This window comes from Rhodopirellula halodulae (genome assembly GCF_020966775.1).
Taxonomy (GTDB): Bacteria; Planctomycetota; Planctomycetia; order Pirellulales; family Pirellulaceae; genus Rhodopirellula; species Rhodopirellula halodulae.
Genome location: NZ_JAJKFV010000030.1, coordinates 79815 through 97255 on the forward strand (window position 1 = coordinate 79815; position 17441 = coordinate 97255).

Sequence of the window (17441 nt, forward strand, 5' to 3'; positions counted from 1 at the left end):
CGCGACCGCCCGTAGTTGAGAAAACCGAATCTTAGCTGACCAAGTTCTTCACCACATGACCGTGAACATCCGTCAAACGGAAGTGGCGGCCTTGGTACTTGAACGTCAGACGTTCGTGGTTGATGCCGAGCAAATGCAAGATGGTCGCGTGCAGGTCATGGATGTGCACTCCGTCACTGGCGACGTTGTAGCTGAATTCATCCGTTTCGCCGTGCGTCACGCCACCACGAACACCGCCGCCCGCCATCCACATCGTGAAGCATCGCGGATGGTGGTCACGACCAAACTTTTCGCCTTCGATCTTCCCTTGCGAATAGGCCGTGCGTCCGAACTCGCCACCCCAAATCACCAGCGTGTCATCGAGCATGCCGTGATCCTTCAAGTCTTGCAGAAGTGCCGCCGTGGCTTGGTCCGTTCGTTTGGTCGAACGGCGAATCCCCCACGGCAAACCGTTGTGATGATCCCAACCGGGCTGATAAAGCTGAATGAACCGAACGCCTTTCTGTGCCAATCGCCGGGCCCGCAAGCAATTCGCTGCATACGTCCCCGGTGTGTTCACGCTGTCGCCGTAACGCTTCAACGTTTCCTCGGTTTCATCAGAAATATCAGTGACATCAGGCACGGATGCTTGCATTCGAAACGCCATCTCGTATTGAGCAATGTGCGTTTCCAAGACCGGGTCGCTGGTCATCGCCAATTGCTTCTGATGCAGTGCTTGCATGTGGTCCAAAGCCCGACGACGTCCCTCTCTCGAAATGCCGTTTGGATTGTTGAGATAAAGCACAGCATCTTCGCTCGCTCGGAAACGCACACCGTCGTACTTGCCAGGCAAGAACCCACTGCCCCACAAGCGTGATACCAAGGGTTGCCCGCTGCGTTCGGTCGAAACCATGACCACGAAAGCCGGCAAGTCCTCGTTGTCGCTGCCCAGTCCGTACCACATCCACGATCCCATGCTGGGACGACCGGGGAACTGAGATCCGGTCTGCATCATCGTGACACCAGGACCATGGTTGATGGCTTCGGTGTTCATGGTTTTGATGACGCAGAGATCATCCGCGAATTTCGCGGTGTGCGGCATCAGTTCGCTCATCCACATCCCGCTTTCGCCATGTTGTTGAAACTTGAATGGCGAACCCACCATCGGCAAACTGGATTGGTGAGCGCTCATGCCCGTCAGACGTTGTCCCATCCGCACGGACGCAGGCAACTCCTGGCCGTGCATCTTGTTCAACATGGGTTTGTTGTCGAATAAATCAATCTGCGAGGGGCCGCCGGATTGGAATAGGAAAATGACACGCTTGGCTTTGGGAGCGTGATGCAGCCCCAACGTGGACGCGTCGGCGGTCGCCGGATTCAGCAAACTGCCCAACGCAATCCCGCCCAAGCCGTAGCCGAATTTGGCGAGCATTTCGCGGCGAGAGATGTGATTGGCGTCAAAGCCGGTGCAAAGTGATGGATTCATCGTAGGACTCCGATCATTCGGAAGTGGATATGTGTTGTGAGGAACTCAAGTCGCAAACACGATCACTGATGGTGCAGCGATTCGTTCAAATTTAGGATGGAGCTGACCAAGATCGTTGCTGCTGCCAACTCGTCGTCCGCAATTTCCGCGTCGTGTTTGGTTTGCCCAACGGCAAGCAACTCTTTCGCCTCATCAGGAGATTCGCGGAACAGTTCAAGTTGTTCCTCATAGAGATCTCGCAGAATTTCGATCTCGTCCGCATCGGGATGCCGCGACGTCAACATGCGAAAGGCGTTGGTCACCATCTCGGAGGTATCGCTGGCGTGTTTCTTGATCAGACGTTGGCCCAAGACACGTGACGCTTCGATGAATTGCGGCCCATTGAGCAAAGCCAAGGACTGCAGCGGTGACTGAGTCAGTTCGCGACGCACCCGGCACACTTCGCGTTTGCCGGAGTTCATTGTGACCATGATGGGAGCCGGAGCGGTTCGTTTCCAAAACGTGTACAGACTGCGCCGGTATTGCCCTTTGCCTTCGTCCGCATCCAGCGGATAGTAGGCCATTTCCAAATCGTAGGGCTTCGTCGGTGGGCCACCCACGGTTGGTACCAGCAATCCACTGACCGCCAAGGCATTGTCACGGATCATCTCGGCGGTCAAACGGTTGCCTCCCGATCGAGCCAGATACAGATTGTCCGGATCGCGATCACGTTTCTCCGGTGGCACGATGGGACTTTGTCGATAGGTGCTGGACAGAACCATTTGCCTCAACAAACGACGAACGTCCCACCCCGAGTCGATGAAGTCTCGCGACAACCAATCCAGCAACTCGGGATGCGTTGGCAGCGAGCCTTGGTTGCCGAAGTCTTCGGGCGTGCGGACCAACCCGTCGCCGAACACCATTTGCCAGTAACGATTCACGGTCACTCGCGAAACCAATGGGTGGTCGGGTGAAGTCAGCCACTGTGCCAATCCCAGTCGATTTCGTGGTGCGTTTTCGGGGAACTCCGGCAGAAACTCGGGCGTGTCGGCCGTCACCGGATCAGCAGGTTGGTCATAGACGCCTCGCGAGAGAATGTAGGCGGGGCGCGGTTCCGATTGTTCACGCATGACGGTGATTGCTGGCGTGGCATCCATCGCGTCGTTCCAACGCTGGCGTGCCAGCGTGACTTTCGCATGTTGCTGCTTCGTCGGTTGGTGCACTCGTTTGAAATAGAATTCTTGTAGGTCAGTGACTTCCTGGTCGCTCAGCAAAGCGGTTTCTTTGGCGAGGATCTGCTCCAAGGACTTGCCGTCGAATAATTGGCGAGTCTCCAAAGCCGACAATGTTTCGTCGAACAGTTGAACCTCGTCGATCATCCCATCTTTGAAACCACGGTCTCGATAACGAGAGCCTAGTGCGAAGTCTTGATAGCCTTCTCGCCACTGCGTGATGTTGCGAGTCAGGTGGTCTGCCGTGACTTGGGTGCTGGCCAATTCGCCGTCCAGGTAAACCTTCAGTCCGGACGCACGGCTGGAACCATCGTAAGTTACCGTCACGTGAGTCCAACGATTGGCTTTCAAAGGCTGAGTCGTTTCGACCGCGATGGCATTGCCGGGCCAGAAGTGAACCAGCCTCGCGGTCAATCGATCCGCTTTCTTCGTCAGCTCGTACCCGACGGAACCGGCATCGTCCCAGCCGCGAGAGCGACGGAAAAGCACCGCTCGTTCGGTCAGTTCCGGCGTGTTGAACCACATCGATACGGAGAACGGTTGATCGCGTCGGAAACGTCCCATGCCGGGGAACACCACCGCGTCATCGCCCGTCATCTTCAACGCTTGGCCAAAACGTCCTGGAGTTGGCTGATTGGATTGGTGCGTGATGGCTCGGAAGCCATGTTCTCCTACCACGGCACGCATGCTTTCGGCAGCAACCTCTCTGTCGCGTTCATCAACTGCTTCTTCCTTCGTCGCCGCATCAATCGTTTCAAAAGACAGGCGAGCAAGCGGCTTCACCATGGCAACTCGTGTGCGAGCGGTTGCTTCGATGGTAGACGGGTGGGGTTCGGCCTCCGAGGTTCCGTAGGCTGCTTTCAATTCTTCAGCCAGTCTTTTTCGTTCGTCTCCGGCCAGCCATGCCTTCCATCGATCTTCGCTGTTTTCTTGGATCCGTTGCAACTTCTGCTCAGCGGATCGCAGCGCGTCGTCCGCAGCGTTCAGTTCCGCATGTTGCTCTTCGGATGGCAATGGCATCGCTGGAGTTGGTACCGCGTCGGTGAAGTACGAGATCAAGCCTCGTTCATCAACGTTGGCAAAGAACGAACTCAGTGAGTAATAGTCACGTTGCGTGATGGGGTCGTACTTGTGGTCGTGACAGCGACTGCATTCCATGGTCAGACCCATGAATGCGGTGCCCACGGTGTGCGTACGATCCGCGACGTTCTCTACGCGAAATTCCTCAATCGCGACGCCGCCTTCTTTCTTGTGCGAGTGCAAGCGATTGAATGTTGTCGCCAAGACCTGCTCGGTCGTCGGATCTGGCAATAGGTCACCCGCCAATTGCCATGTGATGAAATCGTCGTAGGGCAAGTTCCTCGCGAATGCGTCGATCACCCAATCACGGTAGGGCCAGACGAATCGCTCGTCGTCGCGTTGATAGCCGTAGGTATCCGAATACCGAGCCACGTCCAACCACTCGCTTGCCAAACGTTCCGCGCAAGCGTCACTGGTCAGCAGTCGGTCCACCACAGTTTCATAGGCGTGCCGCGAGGTATCCTTCAGAAAGGCATCCAGCTCAGCCAGGGTTGGCGGCAATCCGGTCAAATCAAAGGTCACCCGGCGAAGCCATTTCTCTCGAGTCGATTCATCGTTGGGCGACAGGCCGGCTTGTTCCATTTGAGCCGCCACAAATCGATCGATATCGTTCTTTGCCCAATCACCATGTTGGGCAGGGTCAGGCACCGATACGATTTCTGGAATCGGTTCGAATGCCCAGTGCTTGTCAAACGGGGCTCCCTCTTCAATCCAGCGATCGAGAATTTCGATCTCTTGGTCGTTCAGGTGTCGCACCGCGTCCAAGGGAGGCATCTTCGAATCGTCGTCCGCATGGATGCGAAGGTGAAGCTCCGAAGATTCGAGGTCGCCCGGCACGATCCCGAAGTACCCACCGAGATCCTCCGTGGCATGTTCGCGAGAATCCAAGCGAAACGCGGAATCTTGGTTCTCCGCATCGGGGCCGTGGCAATGAAAGCATCGATCCGAAAGGATCGGTCGGACGTCTCGATTGAACGAGATCGTCGACTCATCGGCAGCGAAGACGCCACAAAATGGGAGAGCGGCAAATGAAGCGATCAGCGTCGGGATACGCATGGGCGGGACTATCTGTCAGATCGATTGAAGGTGGGAGTTCTTTTGCAAACCGAGGCTCCGACGCCGTAGCGAACGCTTGGTGGCGGGGAGTTTTCCGTTGCGAAGCGTCTATCATGCACTCGAAATGGTGATCCGTCTTGTACAGTGCGACCTTGGTTTTGGTACGTTTTGCCACATGATGCATTCGCAAGTAGAACAAGCTGCCTCGTTTTTCTCGCAATTTCGTGATGCGAAGTCGATCGTTCAATTGTTCGATTTTCTTCCGAATGTCTGTTTCTACGCGAAGGACGCCGAGCATCGTTACATCGCGGTGAACCGCGCGACGCTGGCGGCGGTGTTCAACTTGACCGAGAAGTCAGAGTTGTTGGGGCGAACGGACCGAGAGTTCCAGCCGCCCGCACTGGCGGAGGCGTACCACGCGGAAGATCGCCGGGTGATGGACGGACGAACCACGATCGCCAACCAAGTTTGGCTGGTGCCTCACGTGCACGGGATGCCGCGATGGTATGTCTCCACCAAGACGCCCTTGTTCGACGACGAGAGTTCGGTCGTAGGGATTGCTGGCGTGATGTACCCGATTGAGACGCCGGAGGACCAAGCGGCAATGTTTCAAGAGTTGGGGCCGGTGGTTCAGTTCATCGGTGAGCACTACACCGACACGATTTCGATGAAAGACATGGCGGAGATGGCCGAGTTATCGTCGTCCCAATTCAATCAACGTTTTCAAACGCTGTTGCGAATGTCGCCGTCTGAGTTCGTGTTGTCACTGCGAGTCGACCAAGCCCGACAGTTGTTGATCGAGACCGAGCAACCTCTGGCCGAGGTCGCCGCCGCAGTGGGATTCTATGACCAAAGCCACTTCACCAAACGATTCCGCCGCGTGACTGGCATGACGCCACGAGCCTATCGCAAACGGTTCCGAGAACAAAAAGGAAGTTCGTAACTCCAATCACCGGCCGGCGGTTCGTAGGCCGGACCGAAGCGAAGCGGAGCTCCGGCAACCGCACTTCACGTTCAACGTTGGCTTCTCGCCCCGGCGATGAACTTTTCCATGATGCTTGGAAGCGGTGATTCGAACTGCACTAACTCGCCTGACACCGGGTGATAGAACCCAAGCGTGCTGGCGTGCAACGCGATCCGTTTGCGATTCCATCGCGGGTGTTTCGCTTCGTTGGGTTGGTACCTCGGGTCGCCCAGCACTGGATGTCCGGCGTTGGCAAACTGCACTCGGACTTGGTTGCGTTGGCTGGTTTCTAGAGTGGCCTCGATCAACGTCGTGTCACTTCCAAGACTCGATTCGTGCTCGCTCAATCGTCGAAGAACCTTGTAGTGCGTGATGGCTTGTTCGGTGTGCTTGCCCGGTGAGGTTTCGTACCGGTTCAAACGCCGACCCGTGGCCAAGTGAGAATCAAACGTTCCCTCCGTTTCTGGCACTTGTCCGAGCACGATCGCATGAAACAAGCGATCCGGTCGGCGGTCCTTGAATTGTTCAATCAACAGCTCTGCGATCGGTTCGTGTTTTCCGAACACCAGCAGGCCAGAAATTTGACGTTCCAATCGGTGAACGACAAAGGCTTCTTTCTTCGTCTTGGAATGACTCAGATAGATCGACAGGCGATCAACCAAACTGTTGGGTTCGCCGCGATCGGTCGGCACCGTCAATGTGCCGGCCGACTTGTTCACGACCACGATGTGCGGGTCTTCGAAAACAATTTGAAACGTGCGGTCGGACCACTGACGCTTTTTCTCGCGATACCGCTGGTTCTTGTCGAATTTGACCGCCACCAAATCGCCGCTCTTCACGGTGGTGCCAACGCTGCGGCATGGATTGCCGTTGATCGTCACGCAGCCGTGATCAATCAGCCCGCGGGCCTGGGCACGCGAAGTTTCAGAAAGTTCTCGGACGATGACGTCGACGCGTCCTTCGGTGGTTTCGTCGACGGTGGTCGACACGCTGGTGAGCGGCATGAATGGCAATCAACGGAGGTGCAAATTCGCAAATCGTCCGCCCAGCGAAAGTGCTGAGCGGCGATCGAAACCGCCAGTCTATTTCAAATCCGCTGAAAATTGGATGGCCTGGTTGGGCAAGATGGCATCGCTGACAATCTTCAGATTGTCCGAGGTCGGGCGTGACGCGATCCGGTCGATCGTGCAGGTGCGAGTTTCTCCTGGCAACAATCCACGCAAGCTCTGATTGGACCGGACCCCCTCCATCTCGAAATAGGCGTTGCGATAGATGGGGGCGACGCCTTCGTTGGTCACCTGCAACTCCAGACTCACTTGGCCGTTCTGTTTGATCGCTTCCGCCTTGGTGACGCGAAAGCGATAGCCCATCGACATGCTGACGTCCTGAATTCGCGGCATCGTTTGATAGCTGGGTTGGTCGTTCCCGATCATGAAAGAAATGTGGAACTGCCGAACCGCATCCTCGACCGAAACACCGTGAGGCCCGTTGGGCGAAAGGGCCAATTTCTGGTCGCGGCGAGTGTAATAGTTGAACTCGCCGCCACCCGCTTGCCGCTGCCAACGATCACTTCCGAAGGCGCGCCAGTTCTCTGCATTCCACTTGGAGTGTTCTTTGGACAGAAACGAATCATCGAACAAGCCGTATTCGAGGGCCAGCAGGTCATCTGAATTCGCGATGGGAGTCGCCTCATCGTCCGCCGCATCAATGCTGATCATCCAAGGCAGACTGTCAAATTGCTGATCAAGGTGCTTCAGAAATTTGGATTGGAAGTCTTTGGAGGGGAACGTGTCGCCAAGCTTCATCGGTCCATCGTAGATGTGATACTCGGACCACAGCCCGAAACCGGTTTGCAGGTAGGCGATGCGAGGATCGTTGTCGTAGCGTGACGCGAACTCGGTGTAGAAATCCAACACGAACTGTTGAAAGCCCTCGTGGGACCAATCGCAGAAGTGAGTTTTCTTGCCCTCGCTTTTGGCAACCGTCTCGTTGTAACCCGGTAAGTCCAGTATGAATTGAGGAACCGTGGTTTTCTTGCCTGGGTAGACAAAGCGAAATCGCAGCACCGCCTGATGAGAACGTGACGCGATCTCGTCCAGCAGCTTTTCAATCGCGGTGAAATCCCATTGGCCGGGACCGACCGCGACCTCGTCGTAACCGCAATAACGAAATTCCAGCGAGATCGCATCGGTCGCCACGTCTTCGTGGTCGTGCCAGAGCACCACTCCGGTCATTGGCTGGACCGAGTCGATTTCCGCCTGCAACGGAACCGATCGACGGATCTCAGCCGACGGTTCGGCAGCACTCGCGGTGACGCAAACCAAAACGATTGCGACTTGCACCGACGACCAAATCGCAAACGCACGCGATCCGTTGCCGGCCCATCGCGAATGAAATTGCGAAGTCAGTTGTGAAGTCTGTGTCAGTCGGGAAGTCGATCGAGAAACGCATGAGTTCTTCATTCAAAGTCCGCCGGTTCTTGTTTAATTTGTGCGATGATCCGTTTGGCTTCCTCCGCATCGCGTTCCAGGGTTTTGACCTGGACCCAACCCGGTGCTTCAGCTCGGAAACCAGCGGTGAAACCACCGACCGCAACCGCGCGGATGCCCGCGTCTGCCAAAATGCTGACCAGCACGGTTGCAGCGGGCTCGTTGGAGCGTTCCGCAACGGTGACCAAGGTGGCATCGTCCAGATCCAACTTCGGATCGGCCGGTTGATTCGGGTCATGCGGTGGAATCGATTGAGTCATTGTGAATTTCCTGGTGAAAAGCGATTGCCATCGGAAAGGCCCGCCCACGCCGGTTCTCGGAATGATGCGAGCCGCCTTGCGATCGCAGTCACCAGGATACAACAACGGGAAGCGATGTTTGCTAAAAGCTTCGCTTTACGCATTCCTTGACCGATGAATGGCTTGGCACCTACTTCGATGAAGCAGATTGCGGCTCTAAGAAATACATTGGTTGACGAAGCTTTTTGCGAGTCGATGAGACGACGTTTCTGCAGTGGTCGCGAGGACAATCTTCGCGATACAATCTCGGCATGAACAACGAATCCACCATCATCCTCGCGGGCACTGACAACGACATCCCTTCGCCTCCACCACATGGGCTGAAGCGATACACAGGGCTTCGTGAGATGGCGCGCGGGGCCACCGCCGTGTTGCAATCGGGCGTGGATTCAGTCATCGGTCGCACGGTCGCCATCAAAAAGTTGCTGCCCGAAATTCGCACCGATCGGTACGAGCGTCGACGCTTGCTTCGCGAAGCCCGCGTGACGGCTCAGTTGCAGCACCCCAACACCGTTCCGGTCTATGAGATTGGCGACGATGATTTGCAAGGTGTTTACTTCACGATGAAGCGAATCTCAGGGGAAAACCTGTTTGAATCGCTGAAACGAATTGCTCGCAAGGATGAACAGGCCGTCGCCGCGTTTCCGCTGCAACGTCGGCTCGAAATCGTTGCCGATGCTTGCCAAGCGTTGGCGTACGCGCATGCTCGCGGAGTGATTCATCGTGACGTGAAGCCCGAAAACATCTGGGTGGGGAACTTCGGCGAAGTCATCTTGTTGGACTGGGGCGTGGCGAAGGTTTGGGGACACGCCGATGACGCGCAAGCCCTGCACCGCCAGCAAATGCAGCCTGAACACGAAACCAAAACCGAAAGCCAACTGCAGACACTGACCGGCGGCGGTCAGCGACCAGGCACGCCGCTGTACATGTCACCGGAACAGGTCAACGGCAATCGCGGGATTGATGAACGCACGGATATCTTCAGCGCTGGCGTCGTGCTCTACGAAGCCTTGGCAATCCGTGAACCGTTTCGAGGTCGCACGATCGACGAAACGTTCGACAACATCAAGCACGCCGACGTTCCGCCACCCAGTGAGAAGTCGCCTCAATACGAAATCCCCAAAGAAGTCGATCGCGTGGTGATGAAAGCAATCGCGAAGAAGCCAGCCGATCGGTATCAATCCATGCGAGAGTTGATTGCCGAAATTCGTTCGGTCTCCGTCACGGTCGCGTGAGTCAGCGGTACTTTGCACCGTATGGTCGGGCCCCGGTGCACTATCCGCTGGAATCGACACAGCGAACCGGGGTGGCACTGGCGGATACGGAACTGATCATCGTCGAAGGCGATAGCGCGGCCAAGTCGGTCAACCAAGTCCGAGATGCAACTCGTCAGTCGGTGTTGGCGCTCCAAGGTAAACCGATGAACGTCGGGAAAGCTTGCCATTCGGTGCTGCTCAAAAACGACATCCTTCGGCGTTTTGCTTGCACGTTGCTCGGGCGAAAAATTACGCCGATCGAAGATTGGAGCGTTCCGCTAGCTCAGGCCGAATCTTGTCGGTACGGGCGAGTGGCGATCTTGATGGACCCCGATGCGGATGGGATTCACTGCGGCGTGTTGGCGTTGGGGATTCTGCTGCGATTCACGCCGGAGCTGCTTCGCCAGGGTCGTGTGAGTGTGGTTCGGCCGCCAATGATTCTGTTTCGTGTTGAAACGGCATCGGAAGAAAACCCGGTGCGAACGTTTGTCGCTTCGAATCCCGAACATGCAAAACGCGTCGAGCAAAAACTCCGCGAAGCCGGTGTCCAGCGATTCGAACGTTTTCGACATCGCGGACTTGGTAGCATCCCTTCAGAGATCCTGAGGCATCACTGCGTGCAGCCCAACACCCGTGCGGCGGATGTGATGAGTTTTGAAGAGGCTCAAACCGCTGTCGCGATGTTCGGTGGTCGCTGATCGCTTCGTGCTTGCATCCGAACACGAATGGAGAACGTTGAGGTTCGGTGAATCGGAACTCAGGGTGTAGCGGGCTGCGTCGTTGAGGTAGCGATCCCGAATGCTTCCTCTCGCATTGCTTTCAACCTCTGTCCCGCCAAGTCCAATGTGCTCTTGGGCAATCGATCGTTGTGGAACATCCCCGGCAGTTCCAACCATTGTTTGTGCCGCGTTGGAATGGACTCGTGCAAAGCATGTCCATTGCTGCGAGGAACGATCCGGTCGGGAGTGCCGTGGATCTGGACCAACGCGCCATTGAAATCGCTCAGCGCCTCAACGCTGTCATAGTGGTTCCGCATCAGCAGGCGAACGGGAAGAAAGAAGAAGCGTTGAGCTCCGACGTTGACGGCACTGTCAAACGTGCGATCCAAACACAAAGCCTGGACCGAGTCGCCTCGTTCTTGCAGCACGCGCACCAACCCAGATGCGACGCCGCCACCGAGCGAACGGCCATAGATGATGATCTCGTGGACTGGTTTTCCAGTGAGTTCCGAAAGAGCATCGATCGCTGATACCGCGTCCTCGATCGTGCTTTCCTCGCTCGGGGTGAATCCGTCGTCTTGAAAGCCTCGATATTCGGCGGTCAGCACCGTGCCACCCCAACTGTCGGACAAGCGCCGAGTCCATCCGTCCATTTCATCCGCATGGATTCCATTGCCATGCAGGAACAGGATCACTTCGTCGGATTCACGCAGCAGCAATCGTCCATCGAGTTGGGATCCATCGACGGCGGGGTAACCGAATGTCTGTACCTTTCCGGGACTGGGCGCATCTGGCTCAAAACGATTCGGGTCCATCAAAATGCTGGTTTTCATGTAGGCACCCGGAAACAAGAGCCGCGTTTCCATCAGGACCAAACCGATGCAGACGCCGACGTATATCATGGCCAGCAATCCACCAGTCCGCAGCACGCGACGTCGCACGCTGGGCTTGGCCCTGCGAGCAGCGGTTTGCGATGCGGCTTCCGGTTCTACGGTTGATGAGGATTCTTCCGAGGATTGATCGGGCATGGATTGTTCGGTCGTCAGAATTGAAACGAAAAGCCATCGGCGGTTGGCTCTCATGCTAACGTTTCAAAGTCTTCGCGGGATCCCAGCTCGTCGCGGGATGCCTGCATGAAATGGCTCGTCAATCGCGACGTTGTCCCTGCGGTGTCGTTCGCTTGAGCCCCCGAAGCTAGAACTGAATTCGGGCGGCTTACTTTCGCGTCACAAATCACCACGCTTCTTCATCGACCCTTACCCTTTCGCGTCCTTGATACGCACATGTTTGTTCGCCGCGTTCATTCATCGATCGAAGCCAACGCTTCCGCCATTTCGCGGATTCGCTGCGGTCGGATCGTGACTCGCGAGGGCCAACTGGAACGGATCGAGCAGCATTGGTTTGCCAACCATGTTTCGGTCGCTCAGGTCTGGTGGCAGAACCAACGCAACTCACTCGACGGCGACGTTTGTCAGTTGGACTTTCATGTGCCATGGGGCATGAAAGCCTTTGTGACGCTCGACTACATTCGCACGGGGAATCAAGCTCGCTACGCGACGTTCATCGGTGCCTGCAATGTGCTCAACGAGGTCGCTCGATTGAAGAACGCCTATGCGATCGTCGCCCACGTCACCAACTCGAACATCAGCGATCGATTTCTGAAACGCGCGGGCTGGGAAAGACACCTGGAAGATTGGCCCGGACGGCATTTCATTCGCCGGATGCAACCGAGCGTGCGGATTGCCGACGCCTTCGGGTGAGGGTGGAGTCTTCAGATCCGGTCGTCAGTGGGTGACCGTAAGGCACGGGTTGGTGTTGGCTAGAGACGCAGTTGCCGGAGCTCCGCTTCGCTTCGGTCCGGCCTACACTGCACCGCGCATGACAAAACCGGAGCACGTTGCACGTGTTCCGGTGAGTCGTTCAAACGATTTTGATTGCGATCAAAGAACGCCGCCGTGAGTCCGGATAGGCGTCATGTGCGAGGGCGAATCCAGGAACCAGAAACGTTCCCACTCATCCACCAACGAACGCAAATCTTCCGAGGTGTACAGCAACTGCTGGACGCGGCGTTCGGGACGGCTGGAGTAGATCGGCACAAAGCAACCGACGGAGGTGGCCAAGCCTGCCATCAAAACACATCCCAGAACCAAACGGCTCATCAAAGAACGTTGGATGCCAGGGCGGGATGCTGCAGTGGTGTTCGAGTCGGCTTGCGAACGTTTCATCGTCAGTTCCTCCGTGAACTGGGCGGTTGGGACTACTGCCAACTGCCCGATGGGCTGTTGGGGGGGCTGTTTGGCGGTTGGTTCGAGTCGTCGGATTCGCTCGTGGACTCAACGGATCCCGTCGGAGGCACGTGATCCAATGGCATGACCCAGGTGTCCGGCAGGTTGTCGCTGGACAACTCCCGAACACGTTGCTCCATCACCTTGCCGGGTTTGAACGTGACGACGTATTTCTCAGGCACGTCGACTTGTTGGCCCGTCTTTGGATTGCGTGCTTTGCGTGCGGCTCGCGGTTTGACTTCGAAAACGCCGAAGTTCCTCAGTTCAATGCGGCCTTCCCGCACCAAGGTATCGACGATCGAGTCAAAGGTTCGCTGCACGACCTCTTTGGTTTCCTGCTGAGTCAGCCCGAGTTCTTCGGAAATGACGCGCACGATTTCTTTTTTTGTCACCCCGTCTGGCTCCGCAAACCATTGTGATTGATGGACTTACAAAGACAGCTTAGGTTTCAGGTCGGGGCCGGTCAAGTCGCCGGGGCGAGCTTAGAACGGTCCACGCAATACCGTATCGACCGTCACAACCGTTACACTCCAATCAAACCGACTTTTCTTTCCGGCGAATTTCGATTTCTTCGAAGCTGTACATTTTTCCCTTCCCGGCCCCGGGGCACGCTTCACAGGTCTCTTTCCAATCCGTGGGACCGGCCAGCGTGCTGTCCCAGAACGGCCACGTTCGGCACTGAATGGGCCGAGCGTTGTAGACCAGGCATCGACGCGACTTCGGGTCCAAGAAAATGCAGTCGCCGTCCGGGTATTCCTTCAGACTGTAGTCTCGGCCGACCCGCCGGAGGAATTTTTTCTCAAAATCCTCGCGTTCCAGCTTGGTCTCGACCAGCAACGCCTCGATTTCGGATTCATCGACAAATACATAGCCGGGTTCGCCGCTGCAGCAATCGCCGCATTGGCTGCACTCGAATTGCAGCCCGTCCGCGTACCAAGGCAACTCTTTCGCGGCCTTCTTGCTCTTTCCGGATTTTTTCGAGCTCGACTTCGCTAGCTTCGTCTCCGATTTCGTCTTTTCAGATCGAGATTTCTTGGGTTTCGACGATTGAGAGCGAGCAGAGTCTTTGGCCACGGGTCTGGTGAAATCGAGCGAATGAAACAAGGGAAGGAAAACGGATAGGAAGCTTACCGCGTTCAACGCCGCTTCGCCAAGTTTGGCCAAGTGTTGCTGATCAATTCAATTGCTAAACTCGTGGCCAGTTCTCCGCCAGTTCTCCGCCAGTTCACCTCCGGTTCGACTCGGCGACATGACATCGCGATGCTGATGCCGCGTCCGGTGGAACTGGATCCACGGGGATAACAACTCTTTTCTCTTTTTCGAAGCATTTGATTTGGCGGTTCGCTTTGACTGACGCACTGACCTTGGAACATCTCTGCGTTCAGGCGGGCAATCGCACGTTGCTGGACGACGCGAAACTGTCATTCCCGGATGGGAAGATCACCGTGTTGGTGGGTGGCAGTGGCGCTGGAAAAAGTGTCTTGCTGCGGGTGCTGGCAGGGATTCTGCCACGCCACGGTGCGTCCATCCAATGGAGCGGTGATCTTCACTGGAAAGGCAATCCCGTCGACCCGTCGTCGATGCCAAGGACGGGGATCGTCTTTCAGCAGTTTGCCTTGTTTGACGAACTGTCGCCTTCGGCCAACGTGCAATTTGCCATCGATCATCGCAACGGTTTGGGCGAGTCGCCTCAACACAGCCCCTCAGAATGGTTGGACTTCCTTGGGGTTCCCGCGACGACGCCGGTGTCCGCGTTGAGCGGTGGGCAAAAGCAACGATTGGCGATCGCTCGGACACTGGCGTCCTCCCCCGAGGTCATTCTTTACGACGAACCAACGTCGGGTTTGGATGCGGCAACCGGTCGGCGGGTCGCCGACCTCATTCGTGAGACGCAGTCTCGGTTTGGCCGGACCAGCATCGTTGTGACCCATGACTACGAAACCCTGCTGCCGATCGCGGATGAAGTCTTGCTGTTCGATTCCGCGGGACAAACGATACGTCGGGTTGAACGTGAAGATTGGGCGGAGGTGCCGGAGCAGATGCAAGCCGTTGCACTCGCGCCTTCGCAAACTCAATCCAGTCGCGAAACAACCGCGTCCAGTCCGCTTGCGATGTTTCGACGCGGTGCCGAACGGTTCTTTGACTCGACTGGCAAGAGCGTGATTGCCGCGGTTCGATTGCCGTGGGATGCTCGCCCCGTGGTCCCCAGTTGGAAATGGGCGGGTCGGTTTCTGGCTCACTATCTGCGATTGGTCGGCGGACCTTCCGCTTGGCTTTACCTGATCATCGCCGGACTGATCGCGGGATTCACCACCACCTATTTCACGCTGCGGTTCCTGCCGTTTCGTTTGTATACCCAGCCGTTGTTGATCGATGAATTGCTGTCCAGCATCGGCTTTGCTCTGTACCGGATTCTGGTTCCCGTCTTGGCAACGGTCCTGATCGCGGCACGATGTGGGGCGGCGGTCGCGGCTGACGTTGGTGTGAAACAATATGGCGGGCAAGTCGACGCGTTGCGGACGCTTGGTGTACGAGCCCCCGCGTATTTGTTGATTCCGATCTTGGCCGCATTCTTGATCGCGACGCCAATCTTGGAATGGATCGCTTTCACCGCGTCGCATTGGATCAGCCGTGTGACCTTCGCGTTTTCGCATCCCGAGATCGGCGTGCACTTTTGGCAGCAGCATTTCTTTCGTGCGATCACTCCGAAAAACGGTGCCGGAAACTTGAGTTCGCTCGGCCTCACAACCTGGAAAGGCTGGGATTGGGTGCTCGCAAAGAATTTGCTCTGCGGTTTCGGGACCGCCGCGATTGGTTACCATCAGGGGATCACTCCGAAACACTCGGCAAGCGATGTCAGTCACTGCATCACGACGACGGTGCTTTGGACCACGCTTTATGTGTTGGTCGTGCACTTCATCATTGCCTTGCTCGAGTTTTGAATCATCCCCGCAGGAAACACCATGGATAAAAAAGCCAAGAAGCGACTGGACGTCATCAACAAAAAACTTCAAACCCTGCGTCCGCGTTTGGCGGGTTCAAAAGAACAAGCCGATGACCTGGATGAATTGAAAGAGCTTGAAGACGAAATCAAAGCCCTCGAGGACGAAGCCGCCAAGCTCCGCGCCTCCAAGTAGGTCAAGTCTTACCTGACGTTCGTATAGTCGTTCATACGGCCCTTGTCCGGTGGAACCGGACCTACTGTCTGGCTTGTCCGGTGGAACCGGACCTACGTGTTTGAACTGTCCGGTGGAACCGGACCTACGGGTGAGCAATGTCCGGTGGAACCGGACCTACGGACTAGGATTCTTTGGTGAAACGGGATGCACGGCGATAGAAACTCATGACTCGTTCGGTGTGGCGACCTTATTGCCAAATGAAGACCGCTCCGCCGCCGATGCCGATCAGTGCAACGGAAGGTTGTGAACTCATTGGACCAAACGGCGAACGCTGGATCGACGGCATGGCGTCGTGGTGGTCCGCGTGTCATGGCTACAATCATCCGCATGTTCGATCCGCCGTCACCCGGCAACTGGAACGAATGCCGCATGTGATGTTTGGCGGGATCACTCACGAACCCGCGGAAAGACTGGCTGATCGACTCGCCGCGTTGGCCCCCGGCGATCTGAATCACGTTTTCTTTTCCGACAGTGGATCTGTGGCTGTCGAAGTCGCGATGAAGATGGCGATTGGTCATTGGCGTCGCCGCGGCCGGACCTCCCGGACGAAGTTCTTGGCCTTCCACAATGCCTATCACGGCGACACGACCGGAGCGATGTCGCTCTGCGATCCTCAACGAAGCATGCACGCGAGATACAGCGACGCGATCACGCAGCAATATCACACGCCGTTGCCTAGGGACACCGACTCCATTGAGGTATTCCATCGGACGCTGGAGCAACATGCGAATTGCATCGCGGGGGTGTTCGTTGAGCCTTTGGTGCAAGGCGCGGGAGGCATGCGTTTTCACAATGTGGACACGCTCGTGCGAATTCGCGACGCATGCCGTCAGCACGATGTGCTGTTGATCGCGGACGAAATTGCCACTGGGTTCCAACGCACCGGCAAAATGTTCGCGGTGGACCACACCGTCGATCTTGCGGACCCCGTGGTGCCGGACATCCTTTGCTTGGGCAAAGCGTTGACGGCGGGGACGATGTCCATGGCGGTGACGATCGCTCGCAGCCATGTCTTTGAATCGTTCTACGACGACGATCCGTCCGCGGCATTGATGCACGGTCCGACGTTCATGGCCAATCCGCTTGCGTGTTCAGCAGCCAACGCATCGCTCGATCTGTTCGAGCAAAACGAATATGACCTGACCGGGATAGAGAGTGTGCTGCGCGAGCGATTGTCGCCGCTACAGAAACACGACAACATCGTTGAGGTGCGGTGCATGGGGGCTGTCGGCGTGATCCAGTTCCGTGATCCTCCCAACATGCAACAGGTGCAAGACGAGTTGGTGCAGCGAGGCGTCTGGATGCGGCCCTTTGGCGACTGTCTTTACACCACGCCACCGCTGTGCATTTCCAAGGAACAACTTAGCACTGTTTGCGATGCGATGGTGCATGCCGCTCTCGCGACTCAGCCCATCGGTGCGTGAAATTCACGCGATTG

At 56.6% G+C, this 17441-nt stretch carries 16 protein-coding genes; 7 read left to right on the top strand and 9 right to left on the bottom strand.

All coding sequences use genetic code 11. The features are described 5' to 3' along the window. Positions 1-31 precede the first annotated feature (31 nt). Together LOC70_RS22460 and LOC70_RS22465 are read right to left on the bottom strand one after the other, a co-directional pair. Complete coding sequence (locus tag LOC70_RS22460) at positions 32-1465, bottom strand: DUF1501 domain-containing protein (RefSeq protein WP_230256297.1); 1434 nt, start codon at positions 1463-1465, stop codon at positions 32-34. A gap of 62 nt (positions 1466-1527) precedes the next feature. Continuing rightward, on the bottom strand, positions 1528-4812 hold the full coding sequence (locus LOC70_RS22465; protein ID WP_230256298.1) for a DUF1553 domain-containing protein: 3285 nt from the start codon (positions 4810-4812) through the stop codon (positions 1528-1530). Positions 4813-4987: 175 nt separating this feature from the next. On the opposite strand from LOC70_RS22465, the gene LOC70_RS22470 reads away from it, so the two are divergent. Further along, complete coding sequence (locus tag LOC70_RS22470; protein WP_230256299.1) at positions 4988-5755, top strand: AraC family transcriptional regulator; 768 nt, start codon at positions 4988-4990, stop codon at positions 5753-5755. A 71-nt stretch (positions 5756-5826) separates the two neighbouring features. Here the strand turns inward: LOC70_RS22470 and LOC70_RS22475 are convergent, their stop codons facing one another. From LOC70_RS22475 to LOC70_RS22485, 3 genes are all read right to left on the bottom strand, one after another. Then, positions 5827-6780, bottom strand: coding sequence for an RluA family pseudouridine synthase (locus tag LOC70_RS22475; RefSeq protein WP_230256300.1), 954 nt, complete (start codon positions 6778-6780; stop codon positions 5827-5829). A gap of 78 nt (positions 6781-6858) precedes the next feature. Then, positions 6859-8238 (bottom strand): DUF4832 domain-containing protein, encoded by a 1380-nt coding sequence (locus LOC70_RS22480; protein WP_230256301.1) that lies wholly within the window; start codon positions 8236-8238, stop codon positions 6859-6861. Next, positions 8235-8525 carry a putative signal transducing protein gene (locus LOC70_RS22485; RefSeq protein ID WP_230256302.1) on the bottom strand — a complete coding sequence of 97 codons (291 nt, stop codon included), beginning with the start codon at positions 8523-8525 and terminating at the stop codon, positions 8235-8237. The genes LOC70_RS22480 and LOC70_RS22485 overlap by 4 nt, the downstream gene beginning before the upstream one ends. A 290-nt stretch (positions 8526-8815) precedes the next feature. Between LOC70_RS22485 and LOC70_RS22490 the strand changes: the two genes are divergently transcribed. Together LOC70_RS22490 and LOC70_RS22495 are read left to right on the top strand one after the other, a co-directional pair. After that, entirely contained in the window at positions 8816-9799 is a 984-nt protein-coding gene (locus tag LOC70_RS22490; RefSeq protein ID WP_230256303.1) for a serine/threonine-protein kinase, read from the top strand. Continuing rightward, complete coding sequence (locus LOC70_RS22495; RefSeq protein WP_230256304.1) at positions 9796-10518, top strand: toprim domain-containing protein; 723 nt, start codon at positions 9796-9798, stop codon at positions 10516-10518. The genes LOC70_RS22490 and LOC70_RS22495 overlap by 4 nt, the downstream gene beginning before the upstream one ends. A gap of 59 nt (positions 10519-10577) precedes the next feature. Here LOC70_RS22495 and LOC70_RS22500 read toward each other — a convergent pair whose 3' ends face one another. Further along, a complete protein-coding gene (locus LOC70_RS22500) occupies positions 10578-11567 on the bottom strand; it encodes an alpha/beta hydrolase (RefSeq protein ID WP_230256305.1) in 990 nt (329 codons plus the stop codon). Positions 11568-11822: 255 nt separating this feature from the next. Here LOC70_RS22500 and LOC70_RS22505 point away from each other — a divergent pair, with 255 nt between their 5' ends. Then, complete coding sequence (locus LOC70_RS22505; protein ID WP_230256306.1) at positions 11823-12299, top strand: hypothetical protein; 477 nt, start codon at positions 11823-11825, stop codon at positions 12297-12299. Positions 12300-12479: 180 nt separating this feature from the next. Here LOC70_RS22505 and LOC70_RS22510 read toward each other — a convergent pair whose 3' ends face one another. The 3 genes from LOC70_RS22510 to LOC70_RS22520 all read right to left on the bottom strand — a co-directional run bounded on the left by LOC70_RS22510 (position 12480) and on the right by LOC70_RS22520 (position 13766). Then, positions 12480-12764, bottom strand: coding sequence for a hypothetical protein (locus LOC70_RS22510; protein ID WP_230256307.1), 285 nt, complete (start codon positions 12762-12764; stop codon positions 12480-12482). Positions 12765-12796: 32 nt separating this feature from the next. Beyond that, positions 12797-13198, bottom strand: coding sequence for an HU family DNA-binding protein (locus tag LOC70_RS22515; protein WP_230256308.1), 402 nt, complete (start codon positions 13196-13198; stop codon positions 12797-12799). A 160-nt stretch (positions 13199-13358) separates the two neighbouring features. Then, the gene (locus LOC70_RS22520; RefSeq protein WP_230256309.1) at positions 13359-13766 is read right to left on the bottom strand and encodes a YkgJ family cysteine cluster protein; all 408 of its coding nucleotides are present in this window, start codon (positions 13764-13766) and stop codon (positions 13359-13361) included. Positions 13767-14170: 404 nt separating this feature from the next. Between LOC70_RS22520 and LOC70_RS22525 the strand changes: the two genes are divergently transcribed. From LOC70_RS22525 to LOC70_RS22535, 3 genes are all read left to right on the top strand, one after another. Next, positions 14171-15766: an ABC transporter permease gene (locus LOC70_RS22525; RefSeq protein ID WP_230256310.1), complete on the top strand. Its 1596-nt coding sequence runs from the start codon at positions 14171-14173 to the stop codon at positions 15764-15766. 21 nt (positions 15767-15787) lie between these two features. Beyond that, positions 15788-15961, top strand: a complete 174-nt coding sequence (locus LOC70_RS22530; RefSeq protein ID WP_230256311.1) for a hypothetical protein — start codon at positions 15788-15790, stop codon at positions 15959-15961. Positions 15962-16167: 206 nt separating this feature from the next. Next, positions 16168-17427, top strand: a complete 1260-nt coding sequence (locus LOC70_RS22535; protein ID WP_230256312.1) for an adenosylmethionine--8-amino-7-oxononanoate transaminase — start codon at positions 16168-16170, stop codon at positions 17425-17427. Positions 17428-17441: the final 14 nt, after the last annotated feature.

Coding starts and splice junctions, on each gene's coding strand:
- LOC70_RS22490 (WP_230256303.1), top strand. CDS start 8,816: ATGAACAACGAATCCACCATCATCCTCGCGGGCACTGACAACGACATC.
- LOC70_RS22480 (WP_230256301.1), bottom strand. CDS start 8,238: ATGAAGAACTCATGCGTTTCTCGATCGACTTCCCGACTGACACAGACT.
- LOC70_RS22510 (WP_230256307.1), bottom strand. CDS start 12,764: ATGAAACGTTCGCAAGCCGACTCGAACACCACTGCAGCATCCCGCCCT.
- LOC70_RS22470 (WP_230256299.1), top strand. CDS start 4,988: ATGATGCATTCGCAAGTAGAACAAGCTGCCTCGTTTTTCTCGCAATTT.
- LOC70_RS22460 (WP_230256297.1), bottom strand. CDS start 1,465: ATGAATCCATCACTTTGCACCGGCTTTGACGCCAATCACATCTCTCGC.
- LOC70_RS22500 (WP_230256305.1), bottom strand. CDS start 11,567: ATGCCCGATCAATCCTCGGAAGAATCCTCATCAACCGTAGAACCGGAA.
- LOC70_RS22485 (WP_230256302.1), bottom strand. CDS start 8,525: ATGACTCAATCGATTCCACCGCATGACCCGAATCAACCGGCCGATCCG.
- LOC70_RS22535 (WP_230256312.1), top strand. CDS start 16,168: ATGACTCGTTCGGTGTGGCGACCTTATTGCCAAATGAAGACCGCTCCG.
- LOC70_RS22530 (WP_230256311.1), top strand. CDS start 15,788: ATGGATAAAAAAGCCAAGAAGCGACTGGACGTCATCAACAAAAAACTT.
- LOC70_RS22505 (WP_230256306.1), top strand. CDS start 11,823: ATGTTTGTTCGCCGCGTTCATTCATCGATCGAAGCCAACGCTTCCGCC.
- LOC70_RS22465 (WP_230256298.1), bottom strand. CDS start 4,812: ATGCGTATCCCGACGCTGATCGCTTCATTTGCCGCTCTCCCATTTTGT.
- LOC70_RS22475 (WP_230256300.1), bottom strand. CDS start 6,780: ATGCCGCTCACCAGCGTGTCGACCACCGTCGACGAAACCACCGAAGGA.